This is a genomic window from Sphingomonas sp. BK069 (genome assembly GCF_014193405.1).
Classification (GTDB): domain Bacteria; phylum Pseudomonadota; class Alphaproteobacteria; order Sphingomonadales; family Sphingomonadaceae; genus Sphingomonas.
This window is the reverse complement of the sequence record NZ_JACHZH010000010.1, coordinates 29,685-50,160: the sequence shown is the minus strand read 5'-3', so window position 1 is coordinate 50,160 and position 20,476 is coordinate 29,685. Positions and strand designations below refer to the sequence as shown.

The 20,476-nt window shown below is 73.6% G+C and carries 18 protein-coding genes; 12 read left to right on the top strand and 6 right to left on the bottom strand.

Features of this window, described 5'->3' with window-relative positions; translation table 11 throughout:
* Positions 1-60 precede the first annotated feature (60 nt).
* The 3 genes from FHY02_RS20215 to FHY02_RS20205 are packed head-to-tail and all read left to right on the top strand — an operon-like array spanning position 61 to position 3,863.
* Positions 61-1,266: a glycosyltransferase family 1 protein gene (locus tag FHY02_RS20215; protein ID WP_183925651.1), complete on the top strand. Its 1,206-nt coding sequence runs from the start codon at positions 61-63 to the stop codon at positions 1,264-1,266.
* The gene (locus FHY02_RS20210; RefSeq protein WP_311731895.1) at positions 1,267-2,595 is read left to right on the top strand and encodes a glycosyltransferase family 1 protein; all 1,329 of its coding nucleotides are present in this window, start codon (positions 1,267-1,269) and stop codon (positions 2,593-2,595) included.
* Positions 2,592-3,863 (top strand): hypothetical protein, encoded by a 1,272-nt coding sequence (locus FHY02_RS20205; RefSeq protein ID WP_183925649.1) that lies wholly within the window; start codon positions 2,592-2,594, stop codon positions 3,861-3,863. Before FHY02_RS20210 ends, FHY02_RS20205 begins: the two co-directional genes overlap by 4 nt.
* Before the next feature lie 59 nt (positions 3,864-3,922).
* Here the strand turns inward: FHY02_RS20205 and FHY02_RS20200 are convergent, their stop codons facing one another.
* The gene (locus FHY02_RS20200) at positions 3,923-5,098 is read right to left on the bottom strand and encodes a Wzz/FepE/Etk N-terminal domain-containing protein (RefSeq protein ID WP_183925647.1); all 1,176 of its coding nucleotides are present in this window, start codon (positions 5,096-5,098) and stop codon (positions 3,923-3,925) included.
* 18 nt (positions 5,099-5,116) lie between these two features.
* Positions 5,117-5,923 carry an ABC transporter permease gene (locus FHY02_RS20195; RefSeq protein ID WP_183925645.1) on the bottom strand — a complete coding sequence of 269 codons (807 nt, stop codon included), beginning with the start codon at positions 5,921-5,923 and terminating at the stop codon, positions 5,117-5,119.
* A gap of 148 nt (positions 5,924-6,071) precedes the next feature.
* Between FHY02_RS20195 and FHY02_RS20190 the strand changes: the two genes are divergently transcribed.
* Complete coding sequence (locus FHY02_RS20190; RefSeq protein WP_311731894.1) at positions 6,072-7,268, top strand: glycosyltransferase family 1 protein; 1,197 nt, start codon at positions 6,072-6,074, stop codon at positions 7,266-7,268.
* Here FHY02_RS20190 and kdsA read toward each other — a convergent pair.
* Positions 7,265-8,095 carry a 3-deoxy-8-phosphooctulonate synthase gene (kdsA, locus tag FHY02_RS20185; protein ID WP_183925641.1) on the bottom strand — a complete coding sequence of 277 codons (831 nt, stop codon included), beginning with the start codon at positions 8,093-8,095 and terminating at the stop codon, positions 7,265-7,267. The genes FHY02_RS20190 and kdsA overlap by 4 nt on opposite strands.
* A 142-nt stretch (positions 8,096-8,237) precedes the next feature.
* Between kdsA and FHY02_RS20180 the strand changes: the two genes are divergently transcribed.
* Genes FHY02_RS20180 through FHY02_RS20160 form a run of 5 tightly spaced genes read left to right on the top strand, consistent with a single transcriptional unit; the run spans position 8,238 to position 13,274 of the window.
* Positions 8,238-9,230 carry a KpsF/GutQ family sugar-phosphate isomerase gene (locus FHY02_RS20180; protein ID WP_311731893.1) on the top strand — a complete coding sequence of 331 codons (993 nt, stop codon included), beginning with the start codon at positions 8,238-8,240 and terminating at the stop codon, positions 9,228-9,230.
* A complete protein-coding gene (gene kdsB, locus FHY02_RS20175) occupies positions 9,227-10,072 on the top strand; it encodes a 3-deoxy-manno-octulosonate cytidylyltransferase (protein WP_183925743.1) in 846 nt (281 codons plus the stop codon). Before FHY02_RS20180 ends, kdsB begins: the two co-directional genes overlap by 4 nt.
* Positions 10,069-10,668, top strand: a complete 600-nt coding sequence (locus FHY02_RS20170; RefSeq protein WP_183925639.1) for a histidine phosphatase family protein — start codon at positions 10,069-10,071, stop codon at positions 10,666-10,668. The genes kdsB and FHY02_RS20170 overlap by 4 nt, the downstream gene beginning before the upstream one ends.
* 40 nt (positions 10,669-10,708) lie before the next feature.
* A complete protein-coding gene (locus tag FHY02_RS20165) occupies positions 10,709-11,740 on the top strand; it encodes a phytanoyl-CoA dioxygenase family protein (protein WP_183925637.1) in 1,032 nt (343 codons plus the stop codon).
* Positions 11,741-11,744: 4 nt separating this feature from the next.
* Entirely contained in the window at positions 11,745-13,274 is a 1,530-nt protein-coding gene (locus FHY02_RS20160; protein WP_183925635.1) for a beta-3-deoxy-D-manno-oct-2-ulosonic acid transferase, read from the top strand.
* Positions 13,275-13,277: 3 nt separating this feature from the next.
* Here the strand turns inward: FHY02_RS20160 and FHY02_RS20155 are convergent, their stop codons facing one another.
* Entirely contained in the window at positions 13,278-13,952 is a 675-nt protein-coding gene (locus FHY02_RS20155; RefSeq protein WP_183925633.1) for a sterol desaturase family protein, read from the bottom strand.
* A 92-nt stretch (positions 13,953-14,044) separates the two neighbouring features.
* Between FHY02_RS20155 and FHY02_RS20150 the strand changes: the two genes are divergently transcribed.
* Entirely contained in the window at positions 14,045-14,848 is an 804-nt protein-coding gene (locus FHY02_RS20150) for an SDR family oxidoreductase (protein WP_260173021.1), read from the top strand.
* Here FHY02_RS20150 and FHY02_RS20145 read toward each other — a convergent pair.
* Positions 14,845-16,296, bottom strand: coding sequence for an LTA synthase family protein (locus FHY02_RS20145; RefSeq protein ID WP_311731892.1), 1,452 nt, complete (start codon positions 16,294-16,296; stop codon positions 14,845-14,847). The genes FHY02_RS20150 and FHY02_RS20145 overlap by 4 nt on opposite strands.
* Before the next feature lie 126 nt (positions 16,297-16,422).
* Between FHY02_RS20145 and FHY02_RS20140 the strand changes: the two genes are divergently transcribed.
* Positions 16,423-17,769, top strand: coding sequence for a capsule biosynthesis protein (locus FHY02_RS20140; RefSeq protein WP_183925629.1), 1,347 nt, complete (start codon positions 16,423-16,425; stop codon positions 17,767-17,769).
* Here the strand turns inward: FHY02_RS20140 and FHY02_RS20135 are convergent.
* Positions 17,737-18,948 carry an AAA family ATPase gene (locus tag FHY02_RS20135; RefSeq protein WP_183925627.1) on the bottom strand — a complete coding sequence of 404 codons (1,212 nt, stop codon included), beginning with the start codon at positions 18,946-18,948 and terminating at the stop codon, positions 17,737-17,739. The genes FHY02_RS20140 and FHY02_RS20135 overlap by 33 nt on opposite strands.
* Positions 18,949-19,240: 292 nt before the next feature.
* On the opposite strand from FHY02_RS20135, the gene FHY02_RS20130 reads away from it, so the two are divergent.
* Complete coding sequence (locus FHY02_RS20130) at positions 19,241-20,440, top strand: AAA family ATPase (RefSeq protein ID WP_183925625.1); 1,200 nt, start codon at positions 19,241-19,243, stop codon at positions 20,438-20,440.
* Positions 20,441-20,476: the final 36 nt, after the last annotated feature.

Sequence of the window (20,476 nt, the reverse complement as noted above, 5' to 3'; positions counted from 1 at the left end):
ATATTCCGTCGTCGTTCTAATCGGCTCTCGCCGGCTCGCCCCTACAGCCTCGGGCAGGCGATGAGAAGGCGCGCGCTGAACCGCGAACACGTCTCTTCCCCACCGCTGGCGGTGCCGCTGTGCCTCGACGCGCGGATGCTCGCCGCGGGCGGGACGGGCGTGTCGACCTACGCGCGCGCGCTCGCGGCGGCGACACGAGTGCTGAGCGACCGGCCCTATCGCCTCGTGGCGGAGCGCGACGACGACGGCCGCGCAAGGCGCTGGCTCGGGGCGCTATCGCGCGGGCCGCGGTCGCTGCGGACAGGCCGCGACGCCGAGGGCGCGGTGCTGCTGGGGCGCGACCTGTTCCGACGCGCGCACGTCCATTTCGACCTCCACCGCCGGCTCATGCCGCTGCGCTGCGACCTGCCCGCGGGCATCATGCACTGGACCTATCCGGTGCCGCTGCGGCTCCAAGGCTGGATCAACCTCTACACCGTGCACGATGCGATCCCGCTGGATCATCCCGAGCTCACCTCGATCGACCCGCGCCGGCACCGCGCGGTCCTCGACGCGATCGTCGCCGGCGGCGACGGCATCACCACCGTGTCCGGTGCGGCACGCGCGGGCATCGTCGCGGCACTGGGCTGTGACCCGGCCTTCGTGGTCGACACCGGGCAGCCGGTCGACGTCGACGACGCGGCACTCACCGCGCTGCCGGCCTCGCTCACCCCGGACGGCTATTTCCTCGCCGTCGGCACGATCGAGCCGCGCAAGAATCTCGCCGCGTTGCTCGCCGCCTATCGCCGCAGCGGCGCCGCGCTGCCGCTGCTGGTGGCCGGCCCCGCCGGTTGGCGCGCGGGGCCGATCCTCGACGACATCGCCGCGACGCCCGGGGCCACCCACCTCCCCTACCCGCCGCGTGCGCTGCTGCTGACGCTGCTCGCGAACGCACGGGCCCTGCTCTTCCCCTCGCTCGCCGAGGGTTTCGGCCTGCCCGTGGCGGAGGCAATCGCGCTTGGCACGCCCGTGCTGGCGGGCGCCGGCGGCGCGCCGGCGGAGGTGGCAGGCGACGCCGCGCTGCTGGTGAACGTCGCCGACCTGGACGCACTGGCGCAGGGGATCGCGCGACTGGCGAGCGACGACGCGCTGGTCGCCGATCTCGCCGCGTGCGGCCGCGCGCGCGCGCCGGCCTTCGCGCCCGCGCGCTTCGCCGAGCGGCTGTCTGAGGTCTATCACGCCGCGTTGCAGCGCTGCCCCGGGGCGGCTAACGCGCGGCATCCGTGAGTGTTCGGGGACAATGGCGTTTTGCGTGTCGGTATCGACGGCTATAATCTGGCGCTGCCGCACGGCACCGGCATCGCGACCTATGGCGCGATGCTGGCGCGGACGCTGCGCGCCGGCGGCCACCAGGTCGACGGTGTCTTCGGGCTCGACGTGGCGGGCCCGACCGATCAGCGCGAGACCTTGTTCTACGACCAGCTCGCACGACCCCATCCCTGGCGGATGCGGCGCAAGGGACCGCGGCGCGCGCTGGCGGTGCTGTCCGCGGGACGCGGCCTCGCCGCGCTGGAGGTGCCGCGAGGGACGGTCGACACGCGCGCGCTCGATCACCGCACCGCGATGTTCGACCGGCTGTGGAGCTGCCCGCATCTGTTCGAGCGCGCCCACGCTTATTTCCGCGCCACCGGCCGCTTCGTGCGGCTGCGCATGGCGACGCCCCCCGCCGTGATGCACTGGACCTATCCCGTGCCGGTCACGCTCGCAGGGACGCGCAACGTCTACACGTTGCACGACCTGGTGCCGCTGCGCCTGCCCTTCGCCACGCTCGACGAGAAGCGCCAGTATCGCGCTTTGGTTGCCGCCTGCGCCGCGCGCGCCGACGCGATCTGCACCGTCTCCGAGACCAGCGCGGCCGACATCACCGCGCTGCTCGGAGTGGCGCCGGAGCGGATCGTCAACACCTATCAGGTGTCGGCGATCGAGCCGGCGGTGCTGGAGGAACCCGCGGCGACCGCCGCGGCAGCGGTGCACGCCACCTTCGGCCTACGGGACCGGGGCTATTTCCTCTATTTCGGGGCGATCGAGCCCAAGAAGAACATCGGCCGGCTGATCGAGGCCTATCTCTCGCTGGGCACCGACACGCCGCTGGTGATCGTCGCGGGTCGGTCGTGGCAGAGCGAGGCCGAGCTGGTGCTGCTGCCGCGCGCCGACGATCCCGACAGCCCACGCCACGCGCACCTGGAGCGGCGAATCATCCAGATCGACTATCTGCCGCGCCACCTGCTGATGCGGCTGTTGCGCGGCGCGCGCGCGCTCACCTTCCCGTCGCTGTACGAAGGCTTCGGGCTGCCGGTGCACGAGGCGATGCTGCTCGGCGTGCCCGTGCTCGCCTCTGCCACCGGCGCGGTGCGCGAGGTGGCGGGCGACGCGGCGGTGCTGGTCGACCCCTATGACGTCGCCGCGATCGCGGTGGGGCTGCGCGCGCTCGACACCGATCCCGCGCTCCGCGCCGATCTCGCCGCGCGTGGCCGGCGGCAGGCGGCGCGCTTCTCGGCCGAGCGCTACGCCGCGGCGCTCGACACGCTCTACGCACGCGCGATGGCGGCGGCATGACGGCCGCGCAGGACGAGGCCGACGTGCCCGACCAGCTCAGCTTCCTGCCGATCGACCCGTTCGCCGCTTTCCCGCAGCTGGCGAGCGGGTTGGCGGGGCTGGGTGGCGACGCTACCGGCGACGCGCCCGGCTATGTCTTCCAGTCGCTCGACATCTACCCGGTGCTAGGCCCCAACCGCTTCACCGTGCACTTCCACGGGCTGAGCGCGACCTGCGGCACGCTGACCGTGCGCGTGCGCGCGCTCTCCTGCCATCCCGCGCTGCCGCCCTGCCCGGCGCCGATGCCGCTGCTCGAGATGTCGGTGCCGCTGCGCGAGCTCGCCGCGCGCGGCGGCCTCCTCCACGTCGACGTGATCGGCCGGCGCAACATGGGCTGTACCATCGGCGGCATGATCGACGACGCCACCGACGCGCGCGCCACCGCGCTGAGCCTGTCGATCGACCCGCGCGCGCGCGCCGCACCGCCGCTTCCCGACATGCCGGTCGAGCGCGTTGCACCCCCCGCGGTCGCGCCCGCCCCGGCGGAGCGCGCCGACCGGCCCGAGCTGGCGGTCATCGGCGTGCCGCAGCTCGCCCGCCCGGTGTCGCAGGCCCTGACCGCGGCGCAGCTGCGCGACCCGCTGGTGGCGGCGTGGAACGCGGCGTTGCGGCAGGACGGGGGCGATTCCTCCGAACGCTGGGGCCACGCGATCATCCTCCAGGCGCTGCGCCACTATGGCGTCGACCTCGACGCCGCGCGCGGGCTCGGCATCGTGACACGCCGCCACCCGCTGCCGTCCTATCTCGCGGGGCGCGGCGGCACGACGCTGGTGGCGGTGACGCGGCCCGAGGACCTGGGCGAGGCCGATCCCGGCATCGCCCTGGAGCGCTGGCATGATCCCGACCTGTGCTCGCCGCGGCGCTACGCCGAGGCGGTGCATCTAACGCTCTTCGACCGGCTGGCGCTCCCCGCGATGCGCGAGCCCTTCGACGCGATCTGGTCGATCGACGCGTGGCGCTCGGCCCCCGACCGCTTCGCCCCGATGGTGCGCGGCGCGATGCCGTGGCTGCGACCGGGCGGCGTCGCGGTGCACCTGCTCCCCTACGCCGGGACGCTCGACCACCCCGCTGACGGGCGCGGCCTCGGCCGTGTTGAGATCGAGCGGCTCGCGCTGACCCTGGTCGCCGACGGGAGTGAGGTGGCGCAGCTGGACTTCGCGCTCGATCCCGCGCCGCGCGGCGCCGCCCCGGTCACCCCGTTCGCGCTGATCGCACGGCGCCCGCGCTGAGCCGCGCGCCGCGTAGAGACAGAACCCTCCATGCCGACCCGTGCTCGCGCTCGCGCGGTTCAGGCAGCGTGCTCGCGCACGCCGGCGGCGATCAGCCAGCCGATGCTATACACCAGCAGCAGCGCGAAAAAGGCCGTCAGCACGATCTTGCCACGCTGGGGGAACAGCGACTTGACCGGCATGTTAGGCTCCACCACCCGGACAAGATAGAGCTGTTGCCGCCGCGCCCGCTCGCGCGCCTGCGCCAGCGCCGCCGCGGCCGCCTCGTAGCGCTTGCCCGCGAATTCCTGGCGTAGCCGGAGATCCTCGTAGCCGCCGAGATTGCCCGCGATGGTGCGCTCGCCGCCGTCCCCCGCGAGGCGCCCGGACTGCGCCGCGAGCTGCGCCTGGAGCGAGCGGACCTGCCGCGACAGCGCGACATATTGCGGGCTCGAGTGGCTGACGAACGCGCCCGTCGTCTCCAGCTGCGCCTGCGCCGCGGCGAGATTGGCGCGCAGCCCCGAGACCAGCCCGATCTGCGCCTTGCCCGACCCCTCGGGATCGACGTCGGCGCGGGTCTGACGAAAGGCGGTGAGGTCCCCCTGCACCGCGGCGAGCGCGGTCTCGGCCTCGCCGAGCTGGCGCCGCGACGCCGCGATCGCATCCTCATAGGAGCGTGCGTTCATCGTGTTGACCCGCTGCTCGCCCATCTCGAGCAGGTGGCGGATGATCGTATAGGCGTCGTCGGGGCGGAAGGCGTGGACCGACAATTTGGTGATGCCGGTGTCGTGGTCGGTCTCGACCGTCACCTTGCCCTCGTAATAGGTCAGCAGCTTCTCGGGCGTGGGATCGGCGGTCGACAGGCGGCTGACGACATCCACCTCCGGGCGGCGGAAACGCTCGACCAGCCCGATGTCGCGCGACAGCCGCGCCACGGCGTCGTGCGAGGTGAGATAGTCTGAGACGCTCGCCGCCTCCCCACCCGAGCCGCCCATGCCGCTGAGCCCGAGCAGCTGCCCGAAGCCCGAGGGCGAGGCGGTCGGCCCGTCCGCCGATTTCACGAGGAAATGGGCCTGCGACTCATATTGATCGGCCGAGACTAGATAATAATAGCCCGCCAGCAGCAGCGTCGGCAGCACCACGATCAGCATCAGCATGCGGCGTCGCCGCACGATGGCGAGCAGCCGCGCCATCGCCGAGGGCTTCAGCTCGGTGACCGGATCGTGGGCGGGGGCGATGATGCCGTGCATGTTCATGCGCAAGGGTCTCGTAGATCAGCTCAGGTGAATGCGGCGGCGCACCGCGCGGATGGCGAGCAGCCCGAACAGGTTGAGCACCAGTGTCCAGGCGGTCATGTAGGTGAAGTCGACATACTCCAGCGTCGCGGAGGGGAACTGCCCGTGGCGCACCAGCTCGAACATCTGCGGGAAGGGATTGTACAGCAGATAATGGCGGTAGGGCTCGGGCACCCACGACACTTGGTAAAAAGCGGCGGAGAGCGGGATCATGAAGTAGCTGAACGGGTGCACTAGCCGCTCTAACAGGCGATTGTCATGCGTGCCGCCCACGATGATCATCGAGATCCCGAAGGAGAAGAAGAAGATATAGGCGATTCCGGCGAGCAGCATCAGCGGCCGCGCGGGCAGGTCGGCGAAGCCCAGCACGATCACCAGGCTGAGCAGGATGGTGAAGGCCACGAACGTACCCGCCGCCTCCAGCAGCGCGCGCGCGATCGCGATGTCGAACACCGTGACCATGCGGTGATAGAGCAGCGGCAGGTTGCTGTGCAGCGTGCCCTCGGCGCGGTTGACGATGCCGCGGAACATGATGAAGATGGTATAGCCGACGACGGTCAGCGCGACCGGGTTGATCGTGCCCTTGTGTCCGGTCTGGCCGCTGTGCAGCAGCGCGATGATGCTGCCGAGCATCAGCGGCTCGGCGATCAGCCAGAGATAGCCGATATTCTCGCGGCCGTAGCGCGTGTGCAGCTCGCGCATCAGCACCGCGCCGATCACCCGGCCCTGGACGGACAGGGCGCGGCGCCACGGGGTACCGGCAGTGGGAGCGGGGGAACCGCTCATGCGTCGACGTCCTTCCTCCACAGAGCACGGCACCGGCTGGGCTGGCCGCGCCGATCTCCTCGCGGGCGCGCTCTAACCTATAGTGCACGCGACGGGAATGGCGCGCGCGCGGGTGACCGCGCTGCCGCGGCACCCTATAGCCGCGCGCGTGACCCCCGCCGATCCTCTCCTGCTCGACGTCGGGCGCCTGGTCTGGCGCGGCTGGGCCGGGCGGCTGCCGACCGGGATCGACCGCGTCTGCCACGCCTATCTCGACCGCTACGCCGGCCGCGCGCACGGCGTGATCCAGTGGAAGGGGCGCCGCTTCGTGCTGCCGCCGGCCGACACCGCCCGGCTCGCCGCGCTGCTGACGAGCGACATCGCCGACCGGCGACCGCGCCTCGCCGCGCTGCTGGCGCGCGCGCTGCGGCGCGCCGTGCGCCCGCCGTGCCGCGGCGCGCTCTATCTCAACGTCGGGCACACCGGGCTCGACGATCCCAGGCTGGTCGGCTGGATCGCGCGCCACGAGCTGCGCGCGGTTCATCTCATCCACGATCTGATCCCGCTCGAGACGCCGGAATATTGCCGCCCCGGCGAGGCGGCGCGGCACGAGCGGCGGATGCGCCACGCGCTGGCGAGCGCGAGCGGCATCATCGGCAACTCGCGGGCCACGCTCGACGCCCTCGACGCCTTCGGTGCGGCGCGCGGCCTGCCGCGCCCGCCCGCGGTCGCGGCATGGCTGGCGGCCGACGCGCTGCCGCGCTCCGCCCCCTCGGCCCCTGCCGGCGCGGGGCGGCCGTATTTTGTCGCGGTCGGCACGATCGAGGGGCGCAAGAACCACCTGCTGCTGCTCCAGCTGTGGCGCGCGCTGGTGCAGCGGCTCGGTGAGACCGCGCCGCGGCTCGTGCTGGTCGGGCAGCGCGGCTGGGAGGCGGCGGACGCGATGGCGCTGCTCGACCGCTGCGCCGCGCTGGCGACGCTGGTCGAGGAGCGCGGCCGCTGCGACGACGCGGCGCTGGCGACGCTGCTGAGCGGCGCGCGCGCGCTGCTCATGCCCTCCTTCGCCGAGGGCTATGGCATGCCCGTGGTGGAGGCGATGCGGCTCGGCGTGCCGGTGATCGCCTCCGACCTGGCGGTGTTCCGCGAGATCGCGGGGACGATCCCGACCTATCTGTCACCGCTCGACGCGGTGGCGTGGGAGCGCGCGATACTGGAGTTCGCCGGCGAGTCGCCGGCGCGCGAGCGCCAGCGCGCCGCGCTGCGCGGCTATCGCGCGCCCGACTGGGGCACGCATTTCGCCGCGGTCGAGCCGTGGCTCGCTACGTTGCCCGCGCGCGGCGAGCGCGCCAACACCGCGCGCGGCTAGAGCCCCTTCACCACCGCGTCGATCGCGATCAGCTGGCGCAGCAGCGGCTCGAGCTGGTCGAGCGGCCAGGAATTGGCGCCGTCCGACAGCGCGCGGTCGGGATCGGGGTGAGTCTCGATGAAGAGGCCAGCCACCCCCGCGCCGACCGCGGCGCGCGCCAGCACCGGTACGAACTCGCGCTGCCCGCCCGAGCGGTCGCCCTGCCCGCCGGGGAGCTGGACCGAGTGGGTCGCGTCGAACACCACCGGGCAGCCGGTCTCGCGCATGATCGCCAGCCCGCGCATGTCGGAGACGAGATTGTTGTAGCCGAACGAGGCGCCGCGCTCGCAGACGGTGAACGCGTCGGGGTCCTGCCCCGCCGCGATGGCCGCCGCGCGCGCCTTGGCGACGACGTTGACCATGTCGCCCGGCGCCATGAACTGCGCCTTCTTGATGTTCACCGGCCGCCCGCTCGCGGCGACCGCGGCGATGAAGTCGGTCTGGCGCGCGAGGAAGGCGGGGGTCTGCAGCATGTCGACCACGGCCGCCACGGGCGCGACCTGCTCCTCGGTGTGGACGTCGGTCAGCACCGGCACGCCGATCTCGTCGCGCACCTTGGCGAGGATGCGCAGCCCCTCCTCCATGCCGGGGCCGCGGAAGGTCCGGCCCGAGCTGCGGTTCGCCTTGTCGAACGAGCTCTTGTAGACGAACGGGATATCCAGCCGCGCGGCGATGTCGCGCAGCGTTGCCGCGGTGGAGAGCGCCAGCGCCTCGCTCTCAATCGCGCACGGCCCGGCGATCAGGAACAGGGGGTGCTCGGGACCTATCGCGCGGCCGAACAGGTGCATCGGATCCATTCCCGTCGTTTCTGCTGCGACCGCGAATTGGCGCGGCGCTAGACATGGGTTATAGCCGCGCGCTTCGGCGCCCGGTCCCGGCCGGTTAGCTCCCCTGCGGCGGATTGGCTACTCGCCCGACGAGGTGACGGTTGTGCGTATCAACGAGACGGGCCAGGCCGAGGCGGCGGTGCGGTCGGCGCTCAACACCATCCGCGTGGAGCGCGCCGCGCTCGAGGTGCTCGCCGACACGCTGCTGAACGCGCCGATGCGCGAGGCGTTCGCGCGCACCGTCGTCGCGATCGCCGCGACGAAGGGGCGGCTGATCGTGACCGGCATGGGCAAGAGCGGGATCATCGGCCGCAAGATCGCGGCGACGATGACCTCCACCGGCACGCCCTCGCTGTTCCTCCACCCCGGCGAGGCGAGCCACGGCGATCTCGGCATGATCACCGGCGACGACGTGGTGCTGGCGATCACCTGGTCGGGCGAGACCACCGAGCTGGGCGACCTGATCGCTTATTGCCACCGCTTCGCGGTGACGCTGATCGTCGCCACCGCGCGGGTGGACAGCACCGCGGGACGCGCCGCGACGATCTGCCTGCCGCTGCCGCAAGTCGACGAGGCCTGCCCCAACCGGCTCGCCCCCACCTCCTCCACCACGCTCCAGGCGGTGCTGGGCGACGCGCTGGCGATCGCTTTGGTCGAGCAGCGCGGCTTCTCGCCCTCCGACTTCCTCACCTTCCACCCCGGCGGGCGGCTCGGCGCGCGGCTCACCACGGTGGCGCAGCTGATGGGCAAGGCCGAGGACATGCCGGTGGTGCGGGTCGGCGCCTCGCTGATGGAGGCGACGATCGAGATGAGCCGCAAGCGCTACGGCGCCACCGCGGTGGTCGACGCGGCGGGGCAGCTCGTCGGAGTCTTCACCGACGGCGACCTGCGCCGCAGCTTCGCCACCCAGCACCTGCACGAGCCGATCGAGGCGCACATGACCCCCAACCCGCTCGCGGTCGAGGCCGACACGCTGTCGATTGACGCGCTGCGGCTGATGAACGCCGAGGCGGTCACCGTGCTGTTCGTCTGCGCCGGCCGCCGGCCGATCGGGGCGCTGCACATGCACGACCTGCTGCGCGCGGGCGTCGCCTGAGCCCGCCTCCGCACCGGCTCGCGGATCAGCCAGCGCGCGACCTCCTCGTCGTCCCGGCGCGCTACGGCTCGACGCGGCTGCCCGGCAAGCCGCTGCGCGCGATCGCCGGGCGCACCCTGCTCGAGCGGGTCGCGCAGGTCGCCGCCACGGCCGCGGCGCTGGCGGGTACGTGCGACATGGTGGTGGCGACCGACGACGAACGCGTCGCCGACCACGCGCGCGCGCTGGGGCACGAGGTGGCGATGACCGCGGCGGCGATCGAGTCGGGCTCGGGCCGCGCCTATGTCGCGGCGTGCCAGCGCGCCGCGCCGCCGGGAATCGTCGTCAACCTCCAGGGCGACGCGCCCTTCGTGCCGCCCGCGCTGGTGGCCGCGCTGCTCGCCGCGGCACGACGCAGCGCCGCCGCCTGCGTCACCCCGGTGGTGCGGCTCGACTGGGCGGCGCTCGACCGGCTGCGCGCGCACAAGCGCGACTCGCCGTTCAGCGGCACCACCTGCGTGCGCGGCGAGGACGGCGACGCGCTGTGGTTCTCCAAGGCGATCCTGCCTGCCATCCGCGACGAGGCGGGGCTGCGCGCGGCCGACCCGCTGTCGCCGGTGTACCGCCACCTCGGCCTCTACGCCTATCGCCTCGCCGCGCTGGCGCGGTTCGAGGCGGCGCCGCCCGGCCGCTACGAGCGGCTCGAGGGGCTGGAACAGCTGCGCTTCCTCGAGCTCGGCATGAGCGTGCACACGATCGCGGCGGACCCGCCGGCGCACAGCATGTCAGGGATCGACACGGCGGCCGACCTCGCGCTGGCGGAGGAACTGATCCACCGCCACGGCGATCCCCATCCCGCATGAGCGCCACCTTCGTCATCGTCCGCCACGGCGACACCTTCGCGCCCGGCGAGCCGCCGCGCCGCATCGGCGCGCGCACCGACCTGCCGCTGGTCGAATCGGGGCGCGCGCAGGCGGCCGCGCTCGGAGCGGCGTTCGCGCGGCGCGGCTGGCGCTTCGACCGGATCCTGGCGGCGCCGCTCCGCCGCGCGAGCGACACCGCCGCGGCGATCCGCGCCGCGCTGCCCGACGCCCCCGCGCCCGAGCCCACCGCCTTCCTCGCCGAGATCGACCATGGCCCCGACGAGGACCGCGCCGAGCCCGAGGTGGTCGCGCGCGTCGGTGCCGCGGCGCTGGGGGCGTGGGACGCGCGCGGCGAGCCGCCCCCCGGCTGGCAGGTCGACCCCGCGGCACGGCGCGCCGCCTGGCGCGCGCTCTACGCGCGCGAAAGGGGCGAGACGCTGCTGATCACCAGCAACGGCGCGGCGCGCTTCGCGCTGCTGGCCGAGCCGGCGCTGGCGCAGGGGCTGGCGACGCTCAAGCTGCGCACCGGCGCCTTCGGGGTGATCCGCGCCACGCCCGCCGGGTTGGCGCGGCTCGCCTGGGACGAGCGACCGTGAGCGGTTGCGCGCGCGCGCCGCATCGGGGAGAGACGCGGCGATGAACCCGGTGCGCCTGCTCCTCTACCCCTGGTGGGTCGCCCAGCTCGCGACCGGCGCCAAGGCCTTCTGCGACAATCCCGTGATCGGCTCGCCGCGGCTCAATCGCTGGGGGCTGCACGCCGCGCGCGTGCGCACCGCGGCACGGCTCGCGGCGGCGCGACGGCACCGACTGGCGCCGCTCGTCGACCCCGCCGACCGCGCCGCCTTCGACCGCGACGGCTTCGTGCTGCGCCGCGACTTCCTGCCGCCGGCCGAGTTCGCCGCGCTGCGCCGGCAGGCGCTCGGCCGCGCCGCGCCGGCGCGCGAGATGGTGCAGGGCGACACGATCACACGCCGCATCGCGCTTGACCCCGCCGCGCTGGCGGCGATGCCCGCGGTCGCGGCGCTGGTGCGCGGCGCGACCTGGCGTGGGCTGATGCGCTACGCCGGCAGCTACGACAGCGAGCCGATCGGCTATATCCAGACGATCCTGTCGCACGTGAACGACGGCCCGCCCGACCCGCAAACCGCGCTCCACGCCGACACCTTCCACGCCACGGTGAAGGCGTGGTTCTTCCTCACCGATGTGGCCGCGGACGAGGGCCCGTTCGTCTACGTTCCCGGCTCGCACCGGATGACCCCCGCGCGTATCGCCTGGGAGAAGGAGCGCAGCGTCCGCGCCGCGAGCGGGCTCGACCGGCTGTCGTCGCGCGGGTCGCTGCGCGTCGCCGCGGAGGAGCTCGCCGCGCTCGGCCTTTCCGCGCCGCGCGCCTTCGCGGTGCCGGCGAACACCCTGGTGGTGGCGGACACGTCGGGCTTCCACGCGCGCGGCCCGTCGCTGCGCCCGGCGACGCGGATCGAGATCTGGACCTACGGGCGGCGCAACCCCTTCCTGCCCTGGACCGGGCTCGACGCGATGAGCCTGCCCGGCATCGCCGAGCGTCGCGCCACGCTCGCCTGGGCGGCGCGCGACCGGCTCGCCGGTTGGCTCGGCCAACCCTGGGCCGACGTCGGGACGAAGACGCCCGACGCCCCCGCGGCGCGGGGCTGAGGCGATGCCCGACCCCGCGGGCGAGGTGCCGCTGCTGCGCGCCCCGCCCTTCCCCGGCGCGCGCGTGCTCCTGTCCGAGCCGGGTGTGGCGCCGCCCCGCCCGATCGCGGCGGCGACGGTGGAGCGTATCTTCGCCGCGCTGCGCGCCGCGCGCGTCGGCGGCAGCTACTGGGCGCCGGCGGGAACAGCCACGCCGCGCGTCGACCGCGCCGCGACACCCGCCGGCGAGCCGGTCGACCCGTGGTCGGTGCTCGCGCCGGGGGTGACGGTGCGCGGCCACGGTGACGACGAGTGGGTCGCGCTCGCACACGTCGCCGGCGCGCGGGTCGAGCTGACCGCGCCAGGGCGCTACGACACGCCCGAGGGCGTCGCCGCGGCGCTGCTGGCGCGGCGCTATCGCGACCCCTTCACCGGCGCGTCGAGCGACCTCGACACGACGGTGGCGCTGCTCGGGCTGTGGCGGGAGATCGCCGCGACCAACCGCGCGATCGTCGCCGCCTGCGGCATCGCCTGGTGGAAGCGGCGCGAGATCCGGCGCTTCCTGTGGTCGCCGGGGCGGTCGCTGCGCTTCTACCGATCGGAACGGGCCGCGATCGCGCACGCGGCGCGGGTCGGCGGCGCGGTCGCGGTGTGGCCGTCGCGCGTCTCGGCGGCGATGGCGCGCGACGCCGCGGCCGCGGGGGTGCCGCTGGTGCGCGTCGAGGACGGCTTCGTCCGCTCGGTGGGGCTCGGCAGCGACATGGTGCCGCCGTCGTCGATCACGGTCGACGCGCGCGGCATCCACTATGACCCGGCGCGCGCCAGCGACCTCGAGCAGCTGCTCGCCACCGCGACGTTCGCGCCGGCGCTGCTGGCGCGCGCGGGGCGGCTGCGCGCGACCGTGATCGCCGGCCGGATCAGCAAATATGGCGGCGCCGCGGCGCAGAGCTTCCCGCCGCGCGCGGCCGATCGCCGGCTGGTGCTCGTTCCCGGCCAGGTCGAGGACGACATGTCGGTGCGGCTCGGCGGCCACGGGCTGGCGAGCAACCTCGAGCTGCTGCGCCGCGCCCGCGCACTCGAGCCCGACGCCGAGATCTGGTTCCGCCCGCACCCGGACGTCGACGCCGGGCACCGTCGCGGCGCGGTGCGCGATGCCGACGCGCTGGCGCTGGCCGACCGGGTGGTGCGCGGCGGCGCGATGGCCGACCTGCTCGACCTGGTCGACGGCGTCCACGTGCTCACCTCGCTGACCGGCTTCGAGGCGCTGCTGCGCGGCCGCGACGTGACCTGCCACGGCACGCCCTTCTACGCCGGCTGGGGGATGACGCGCGACCTCGCCCCCGTGCCCGAGCCGCGCGGCCGCGCGCTGACGCTCGACGAGCTGGTAGCGGGCGTGCTGATCCTCTACCCGCGCTACCTCGATCCCGTGACCGCCTTGCCCTGCCCGCCCGAGACGCTGGTGGCGCGCATGGCGGCGGGGGGAGCGCTCAACCGGCTCGACCGGGTCAGCCGGCTGCGCCGCTGGCAGGGCCGGCTCGCGCGGCGCTGGCGCTAGGGTCTAGGCGTCTGCGCGCGGTGCCGATCCCGCCGCCTTCTTGGCGGAGAGATAGGTGCCGAACACATGGTCCCAGAACATCGCGGTGATGGCGTAATTGCCCTCTTCCCGGCCGTGGTGGTGGCGCAGGTGGTGGCGCCGCAGCATGCGCATCAGCCGGCCGCGCACCGGCAGCCGGTGGCAGGCGAAATGCACCGCGTCATAGACGACATAGCCCAGGATGAAGCCGAGGAAGAGCACCGTGCCCGCCCCGCCCAGCACCCACGCCATCGCCGCCCAGATCGCGCCCGACCAGGTTACGCTGACGATGGGCGGCATGATGCTGCGCCATGGATCGTCGGGGTCGTCGTGGTGGTTGCCGTGCATCAGGAAGACGAACCGGCGCCCCCACTCGGTCGGCAGCGCCAGGTGGAACAGGTAGCGGTGCATGACATATTCGAACAGCGACCAGGTGAGCAGCCCCGCCAGCACGAGCCCGGCCCATGCCGCCGCCCCGACGCGCCCGAGGCTGGCGCAGAACACGACCGTCAGCAGCACCGCCCAGAGCGCGACGAACAGCTGCGGCGGCATCACCGTCAGCCGCTCCATCCAGCCGTACCGGAAGAGCCGCAGGCGCGGGTGGCCGACGCCGGCGCTGACGCGCCGCGAGGGTTTGCGGCTGGCTCGGCTCACATCCATGGCCCGGCCATGGACAGATAAGCGTCTGGTCTGTCAAGTTGCGGTGCAGCGAGAACCGCCGAACCGGTACAGTAATACCACAGCGTACCAGCATGATGATTGATCCCGATCAAGCCGCGGGGCCGTGGCGCCGCATCCTTGTCACCGGTGCGTCGAGCGGTCTGGGCGCGGCGCTGGCGCGTCACCATGCCGCGCCCGGCCGCGCGCTGCTGCTGTGGGCGCGCGATCCGGCGCGGCTCGAGGCGGTCGCCGCGGACTGTCGTCGCGCCGGCGCGACCGCGCAGGTCCGCTCGCTCGACCTCGCCGACAGCGCCGCCGCGCTCGACGCGCTCGCCGCGGAGGACGCCGCCGGCGCGATCGACCTGGCGATCCTCGCGGCGGGGCTCGGCGACGTGCGCGGCCGCGGGCGCACCGTGGAGGAGGCCGCGGCGGTGGTGCGGCTCGGGCTGGTCAATTTCGTCACCCCCGGCGCGATGGCGGCCGACCTCGCCCAGCGCATGGCCGCGCGCGGACGCGGCGACATCGTGCTGATCGGCTCGGCCGCGGCGGCGCACTCGCTGCCCTTCGCCGCGGCCTATGCGGGCTCGAAGGCGGGGCTGGCGCGGCTCGCCGACGCGCTGCGGGTCGCGGTCGCGCCGCGCGGGGTGCGCGTGCTGCTGGTCCAGCCGGGCCCGTTCGACACGCCCGGCGGCCGGCTCGTCCCCGCGCCGGCGTGGCTGACGCGGCGCCCCGAATGGGTCGCGGCGCGGATTGCGCGCGCGTGCGAGCGCGGGCAGCCGCGACTGACGCTGCCGCGGTTCTTCGCGGCACTGCGCTGGGTGGATCGCCTTCTCCCGCGCCGCGTGCGCGACCGCCTGCTGCGCGCGCTGGCGCCCGACCAGGCCAACCCGCCTTAGGGCTCTGCGACCGCGGCCAGGATGGCGTGATGCAGCCACGCCGGGGTGAGATCGACGCGGCGGCCGGGCTCGCCCCCCTCCCCCGTGCGATCGCCGAGGCGGAGGATCACATAGGGCGTGTGGCGCTCGGGGCCGGGCGCGATCGCCCCGGGGATGCTCGGGCGATGGTCGCCGAAGAACACCAGCACCGCGCGACGGCCGGCGCGCTCGAGATGGTCGATCAACGCGCCCAGCATCGCGTCGCCGCCGCGCAGGTGGTGCAGATAGGCGTCGAGCCCGCCGGGCGAGCCCGCGATCCGCTCCTTCCCCCACGGCCCGTGGTTCTCCATCGTCACCGCGTAGACGAAGGTGGGCGCGGTCGCTGCGTCGGCGAGCGCGCCCAGCGCCGTGCCGAGCGTCCGGTCGTCGACGTAGCGCCCGGTGCCCGGTGCGGCCGCGGCGAACGCCTTCTCGCCCACCAGTCGCTCGAAGCCGACCGCGGGCATCAGCCGGTCGCGCCCGTAGAAGCGCAGGTCGTGCGGGTGGACGAACAGGGTGCGATAGCCGCGCCCGCGCAACCGCGCCGACAACGCGTAACTGGCCTCCCCCGCCGCGGTAAGGAAGGGATCGTAGCGGCGGAAGCCGAGCGCCGCCTCGTCGCGCCCGAACAGCACGCCATATTCGGTCCGCATCGTATAGGCGCCGAAGCCGCTGACGTGGAGCTCGCCCCATTGCCACGCCGCCGCGCGCGCGCGTTCCAGCCCGGGGAGCGGCGCGGCGCCCGCGAGCGCGACCGGGTCGGCGAAGGACTCGCACTGGACGACGATCACCAGCTCGGGGCCGGGCGCGGGGCCGGGCTCGCGGTCGCCGGGCAGCGCGGGCGGGTCGGGCTGCGCGCGCCAGCGCCGCCAGTAGAGCAGCAGCGTCGCCACCAGCCCGTGGCGCGCGAGATCGGCCTCGGCGTCGGGCACGCGCGCCAGCGCGGCGAACGACCGCCGGCGCAGCAGCCCCGCCAGCGCCGCCAGCGCGACCGCGGCGATCGCGGCGCCGGCGAGGTGCGGCATCACCCGCGGCACGAACAGCCAGGCCAGGGCCGCGGGCAGCGCCAGCGCGCCCAGCACGCCGAGCGCGCGCTGCGCCGGCGACAGCGCGGTCAGGTAGAAGCCGGGATGGCGCACCATCGCGCCGATCAGCGCGAGGTCGGAGAAGAGCAGCGGCTCGCCCAGCACCGCGCGCTTGGCGTTGGACGCGATCGCGAGCACCGCCAGCAGCGCCGCCGCGAGCAGCGCCGCCGCGGGCGCGTTGCCCGTCACGGCGAGACCCAGCCCGAAGACGATCGTCATCACCACCAGCAGCACCGCGCTGCCCCGTCCGCTGCGCCGCAGCCGGCGCGCGCGCGGCCGCACCGTCGCGTCGAGCGCGAGCGCGGCGAGCAGCAGCAGGAGATAGGACAGGACGGGGATCGTCACGCTACGGCCGCGCACTCGCTCGAGGATGGGGCGGCGGCCCGGCGGCACGCGACCGTGCGGCGCTATAGGTCGACGAGACGCGATTGTCATGTCGCCTCGGCGCGAGAACCGCTGTATCGCGGCACGATGACTGACCTGCCGCTCATCCCGGACGCGCTGCCGAAGATCGCGGCGCCCGGTGCGACGCCGCTGCCGCAGCGGCGCGAGATCCTGCTGCTCCAGGGACTGATGGGGCCGCTGTTCCGCCGCGTTGGCCAGGCGCTGCGGCGGCGCGGCTACGGCGTGCACAAGGTCCATTTGAACGGCGGCGACCGGCTGTTCTGGCGGCTGCCGGGCGGGGTCGACTATCGCGGCGCGCCGGCGGACTGGCCCGACGCGCTGGCCGCGCTGATCCGCGAGCGCGGCATCACCGACGTGATCCTGTTCGGCGACTGCCGCCCGCTCCACATCGCCGCGATCGCCACCTGCCGCGCGCTGCACGTGCCCGTCCACGTCTTCGAGGAAGGCTATATCCGCCCCGATTGGGTGACGTTCGAGCCGGGCGGGGTCAACGGCCATTCCAGCCTGCCGCGCGACCCGGCCTGGTACCTCGCCGAAGCGGCGCGCCTGCCGCCCGCGCCCGAGCATCGCCAGGTCCCCTCCTCGTTCCGGCGCCGCGCCGCCGAGGCGGTGGTGTACAACAGCGCGGACGTGTTCACGCGCTGGTATTACCCGCACTGGGAGAACCACCGCCCGTGGCACCCGCTGGTCGAGGCGGCGGGCTGGATCCGGCGGCTGCGCCGGCGCCGCCAGGCGGCGGAACGGTCGCGCCTGCTGGTCGAGCGGCTGCTCGGCCGTGGCGAGCCCTATGTGCTGTTCCCGCTCCAGCTCGATTCGGACGCGCAGATCCGGCTCCACTCGGATTTTGCCGGCATCTCGGACGCGCTGCGGCTGGTGATCGAGTCGTTCGCGCGCCACGCCCCGCCCGAGCTGCGCCTCGTGATCAAGGAGCATCCGCTCGACAATGGCGTGCGCGACTGGTGCGGCGAGGCGGCGGCGCTCGCGGCGCGCCACGGCGTGGCCGACCGGATCGACTATATGGAGAGCGGCGACATCGTGCCGGTGGCGCATGCCGCGCGCGGCATGGTGACGATCAACAGCACCAGCGGCACGCTCGCGCTCGCCGCCGGGGTGCCCGTGATCGCGCTCGGCCAGGCGGTCTATGACATCGCCGGGATCACCGATCAGCGCGGGCTGGACGCGTTCTGGCGCGATCCCGTCGCGCCCGACCCGGCGGTGTTCGCCGCCTTCCGTCGCGTGCTGATCGACCGCTGCCTGGTGCCGGGCGGTTTCTTCTCCGACGCCGCGCTTGACGCGGTGACGCAGGGCGTGGTCGCGCGGTTCGAGGCGGCGAGCCCGCTCGGGCTGGCGGCGCCGGTCGTGCAGGACGTACCGACGCCGCTAGCGCGCACGACCGGCTCCGCCGCGGGCTAACCCCCCCTCCCCCGGCATCACGCGGCGCATGAACTGATCGAACAGCGGCACCGTGAAGGCGGTGTCGCCGTGCGCGGGGCTGTAGAGCATGCCCTTGGCGATCAGGCTATTGCGCGTCGGCGCCACCGAGGAGACCTTCACCCCGAGCGCCTCCGCCACGTCGCCCGAGCGGTGCGGCCCCGGCCCCAGCGTCGCCATCGCGCGCAGGTAGCGCTTCTCCGCCGGGGTGAGCCGGTCGAAGCGGACGCGGAAGAAGCTGGCGTCCAGCTCGGCCAGCGCTGCCGCGCGCGCCGCGGCGACGTCGGCCGCGGTGATCGGCGAGACGTCGGCCGCGTCCCAGCTGTGCTTGCCCCATTCCTGCAGGAAATAGGGATAGCCCTGCGTGTCGGCGACGATCGCGGTGACCGCCTCGGGCTGGATCGCCTCTTCCTCGCGCTCGATCGGCAGCCGGATCGCGTCGGCCGCGGCCGCGGCGTCGAGCGGGCCGAGCGCGACGAACTCGAACAGCCGCTCGGCATAGGATTTGGCGCGCCCCATCTGACCGAGCAGCTGCGGCAGCCCCGCCCCCACCAGCGTCACCGGCAGACGCTTCTGGTTGGCGCGGTGGAGCGCGCTGATCAGCGCGGCGAGCTGGTCCTCGGCGACATATTGCAGTTCGTCGACGATCAGCACCAGCGCGCTGTCGCGCTCGCGCGCCGCCTCGCCCACCGCCACCATCAGGTCGGCGAGATCGAGATCGAGGTCACCCGAATCGGCCAGGCCAGGCTCAGGCTCGAGATCGAGCGCGACCTCGAAGTCGCTGTACTTCACCTTGAGCTTGGCGAAGCCGGCGAGCGCGCGCAGCGCGCGGCGCACCCCCTCCCCTGCCCGGGCACCGCGATCGAGCCGCAGCAGCCCGGCGCGCAGCGACGGCGCCAGCAGCGCGGGGAGCGAGCGCTGCTCGGGCGCCTCGATCGTCACCGCCAGCATGCGCTCGGCCTCGACCGCGTCGCGCACCGCGCCGAGCAGCACCGTCTTGCCGACGCCGCGCAGCCCGTAGAAGATCGTCGAGCGCGCCGGCCGCCCGGCGCGGATGCGGTCGAGCGCGACGAGGCTCCGCTCGAGCAGCGGCTCGCGCCCGGCGAGCTCGGGCGGCGGCGTGCCGGCGCCGGGAGCGAAGGGATTGCGGCGCGGGTCCATAGCGATGTTATGGCAAGTTAGCGCAATCCTGTAAACTCGGATAAACTTCGTATAGGCGAACCGACGCCGGGCCCCTCCCCTTCAGGGGAGGGGTTGGGGTGGGGTGCCTCCGCTGGCGCGGTGTTCGTGGATACGCCCCACCCCCGATCCTCCCATGGGGGAAGGCAGATAAATCCGTCTTCCCTGAGCCGTGCGCGGTCGCCTGCACCTCTCGGCCCCTCCCCTTGCCCGACTTCACCTTCCCATGTACCGTAACGCCATATAAGCTTCAATCATGGGCGGTTCACACGCGATGAATTCAGTCGTCACTCAGATCGGCGATCTGGCCGAGGCCGGCGAGCGGATGATCGAGCGGTTGCGCCGCAAGGCCTTCCTGCCCGAGAGCCGCAAGGGGCTCAACGTGCGCGTCGGCATCGCCGAGGCGGCCCAGCTGCTCGGCTGCTCGACCAACCGCATCCGCATGGCCGAGGACGACGGGCGCCTGCCCCCCGCCCCCGCCTCGGAGACCGGGCGGCGGCTCGGCTATACCATTCCCGAGCTGCTCCACATGCGCGAGGTGCTGGGCGCCTCCCCTGCCCGCGCCCCGCTCGACGTGCCCGCGATCGTCGCGGTGCAGAATTTCAAGGGCGGCGTCGGCAAGTCGACCGTCACCACCCACCTCGCGCACTATCTCGCGGTGCAGGGCTATCGCGTCCTCGTCGTCGACTGCGACAGCCAGGCGACCACCACCACGCTGTTCGGCTTCAACCCGCATTTCAACGTCACGCGCGACGAGACGCTGTACCCCTATCTGTCGATCGACCCGACGCAGACCGACCTGAGCTACGCGGTCAAGCGCACTCCCTGGCCCAATGTCGACCTGATCCCGAGCAACCTCGAGCTGTTCGACGTCGAATATGAGCTCGCCGCGGCGGGCAGCGACGGCGGCTCGGTGCTGGCGGCGCGCTTCCGCAAGCTCAAGCGCGGCCTGTCTGACCTCGCGCGCGACTATGACATCGTGCTGCTCGATCCCCCTCCCGCGCTCGGCACGATCAGCCTGGCGGTGATGCAGGCGGCCAACGCGCTGCTGGTGCCGCTCGCCGCGACCACGCCCGACTTCTGCTCGACGGTGCAGTTCCTGTCGATGATGGACCAGGTGCTCCACCAGCTCACCGGCGCGGGGATCGACGTCGACTATCAGTTCGTCCGGCTGATCTGCTCCAAATACGACGCCAACGATCCCAGCCACGCGATGGTGCGCGCGATCATGGAGCAGAGCTTCGGCGCCGCGCTGCTGCCGGTGCCGATCCTCGACTCGGCCGAGATCAGCCACGCCGCGATGCGGATGATGACGATCTACGAGCTTGACAAGCCGATCGGCACGCCCAAGACGCACAAGCGCTGCCGCGCCAACCTCGACGAGGCGCTGCGCCAGGTCGAGCAGCTCGTCCGCCATGGCTGGGGCCGGGTCGAGCCCGCCAGCGAGGAGGCGGTGATCCATGCTGCGGCATGACGCAGGTCCGGGCCGGGCGGGGCTGTCCTACATGCC

What these genes read in the sequence shown, in the direction of transcription:
- FHY02_RS20215 (WP_183925651.1), top strand. Translation starts at nt 61, where the DNA reads ATGAGAAGGCGCGCGCTGAACCGCGAACACGTCTCTTCCCCACCGCTG.
- FHY02_RS20205 (WP_183925649.1), top strand. Translation starts at nt 2,592, where the DNA reads ATGACGGCCGCGCAGGACGAGGCCGACGTGCCCGACCAGCTCAGCTTC.
- FHY02_RS20200 (WP_183925647.1), bottom strand. Translation starts at nt 5,098, where the DNA reads ATGAACATGCACGGCATCATCGCCCCCGCCCACGATCCGGTCACCGAG.
- FHY02_RS20195 (WP_183925645.1), bottom strand. Translation starts at nt 5,923, where the DNA reads ATGAGCGGTTCCCCCGCTCCCACTGCCGGTACCCCGTGGCGCCGCGCC.
- kdsA (WP_183925641.1), bottom strand. Translation starts at nt 8,095, where the DNA reads ATGCACCTGTTCGGCCGCGCGATAGGTCCCGAGCACCCCCTGTTCCTG.
- FHY02_RS20170 (WP_183925639.1), top strand. Translation starts at nt 10,069, where the DNA reads ATGAGCGCCACCTTCGTCATCGTCCGCCACGGCGACACCTTCGCGCCC.
- FHY02_RS20165 (WP_183925637.1), top strand. Translation starts at nt 10,709, where the DNA reads ATGAACCCGGTGCGCCTGCTCCTCTACCCCTGGTGGGTCGCCCAGCTC.
- FHY02_RS20160 (WP_183925635.1), top strand. Translation starts at nt 11,745, where the DNA reads ATGCCCGACCCCGCGGGCGAGGTGCCGCTGCTGCGCGCCCCGCCCTTC.
- FHY02_RS20155 (WP_183925633.1), bottom strand. Translation starts at nt 13,952, where the DNA reads ATGGATGTGAGCCGAGCCAGCCGCAAACCCTCGCGGCGCGTCAGCGCC.
- FHY02_RS20150 (WP_260173021.1), top strand. Translation starts at nt 14,045, where the DNA reads ATGATGATTGATCCCGATCAAGCCGCGGGGCCGTGGCGCCGCATCCTT.
- FHY02_RS20140 (WP_183925629.1), top strand. Translation starts at nt 16,423, where the DNA reads ATGACTGACCTGCCGCTCATCCCGGACGCGCTGCCGAAGATCGCGGCG.
- FHY02_RS20135 (WP_183925627.1), bottom strand. Translation starts at nt 18,948, where the DNA reads ATGGACCCGCGCCGCAATCCCTTCGCTCCCGGCGCCGGCACGCCGCCG.
- FHY02_RS20130 (WP_183925625.1), top strand. Translation starts at nt 19,241, where the DNA reads ATGAATTCAGTCGTCACTCAGATCGGCGATCTGGCCGAGGCCGGCGAG.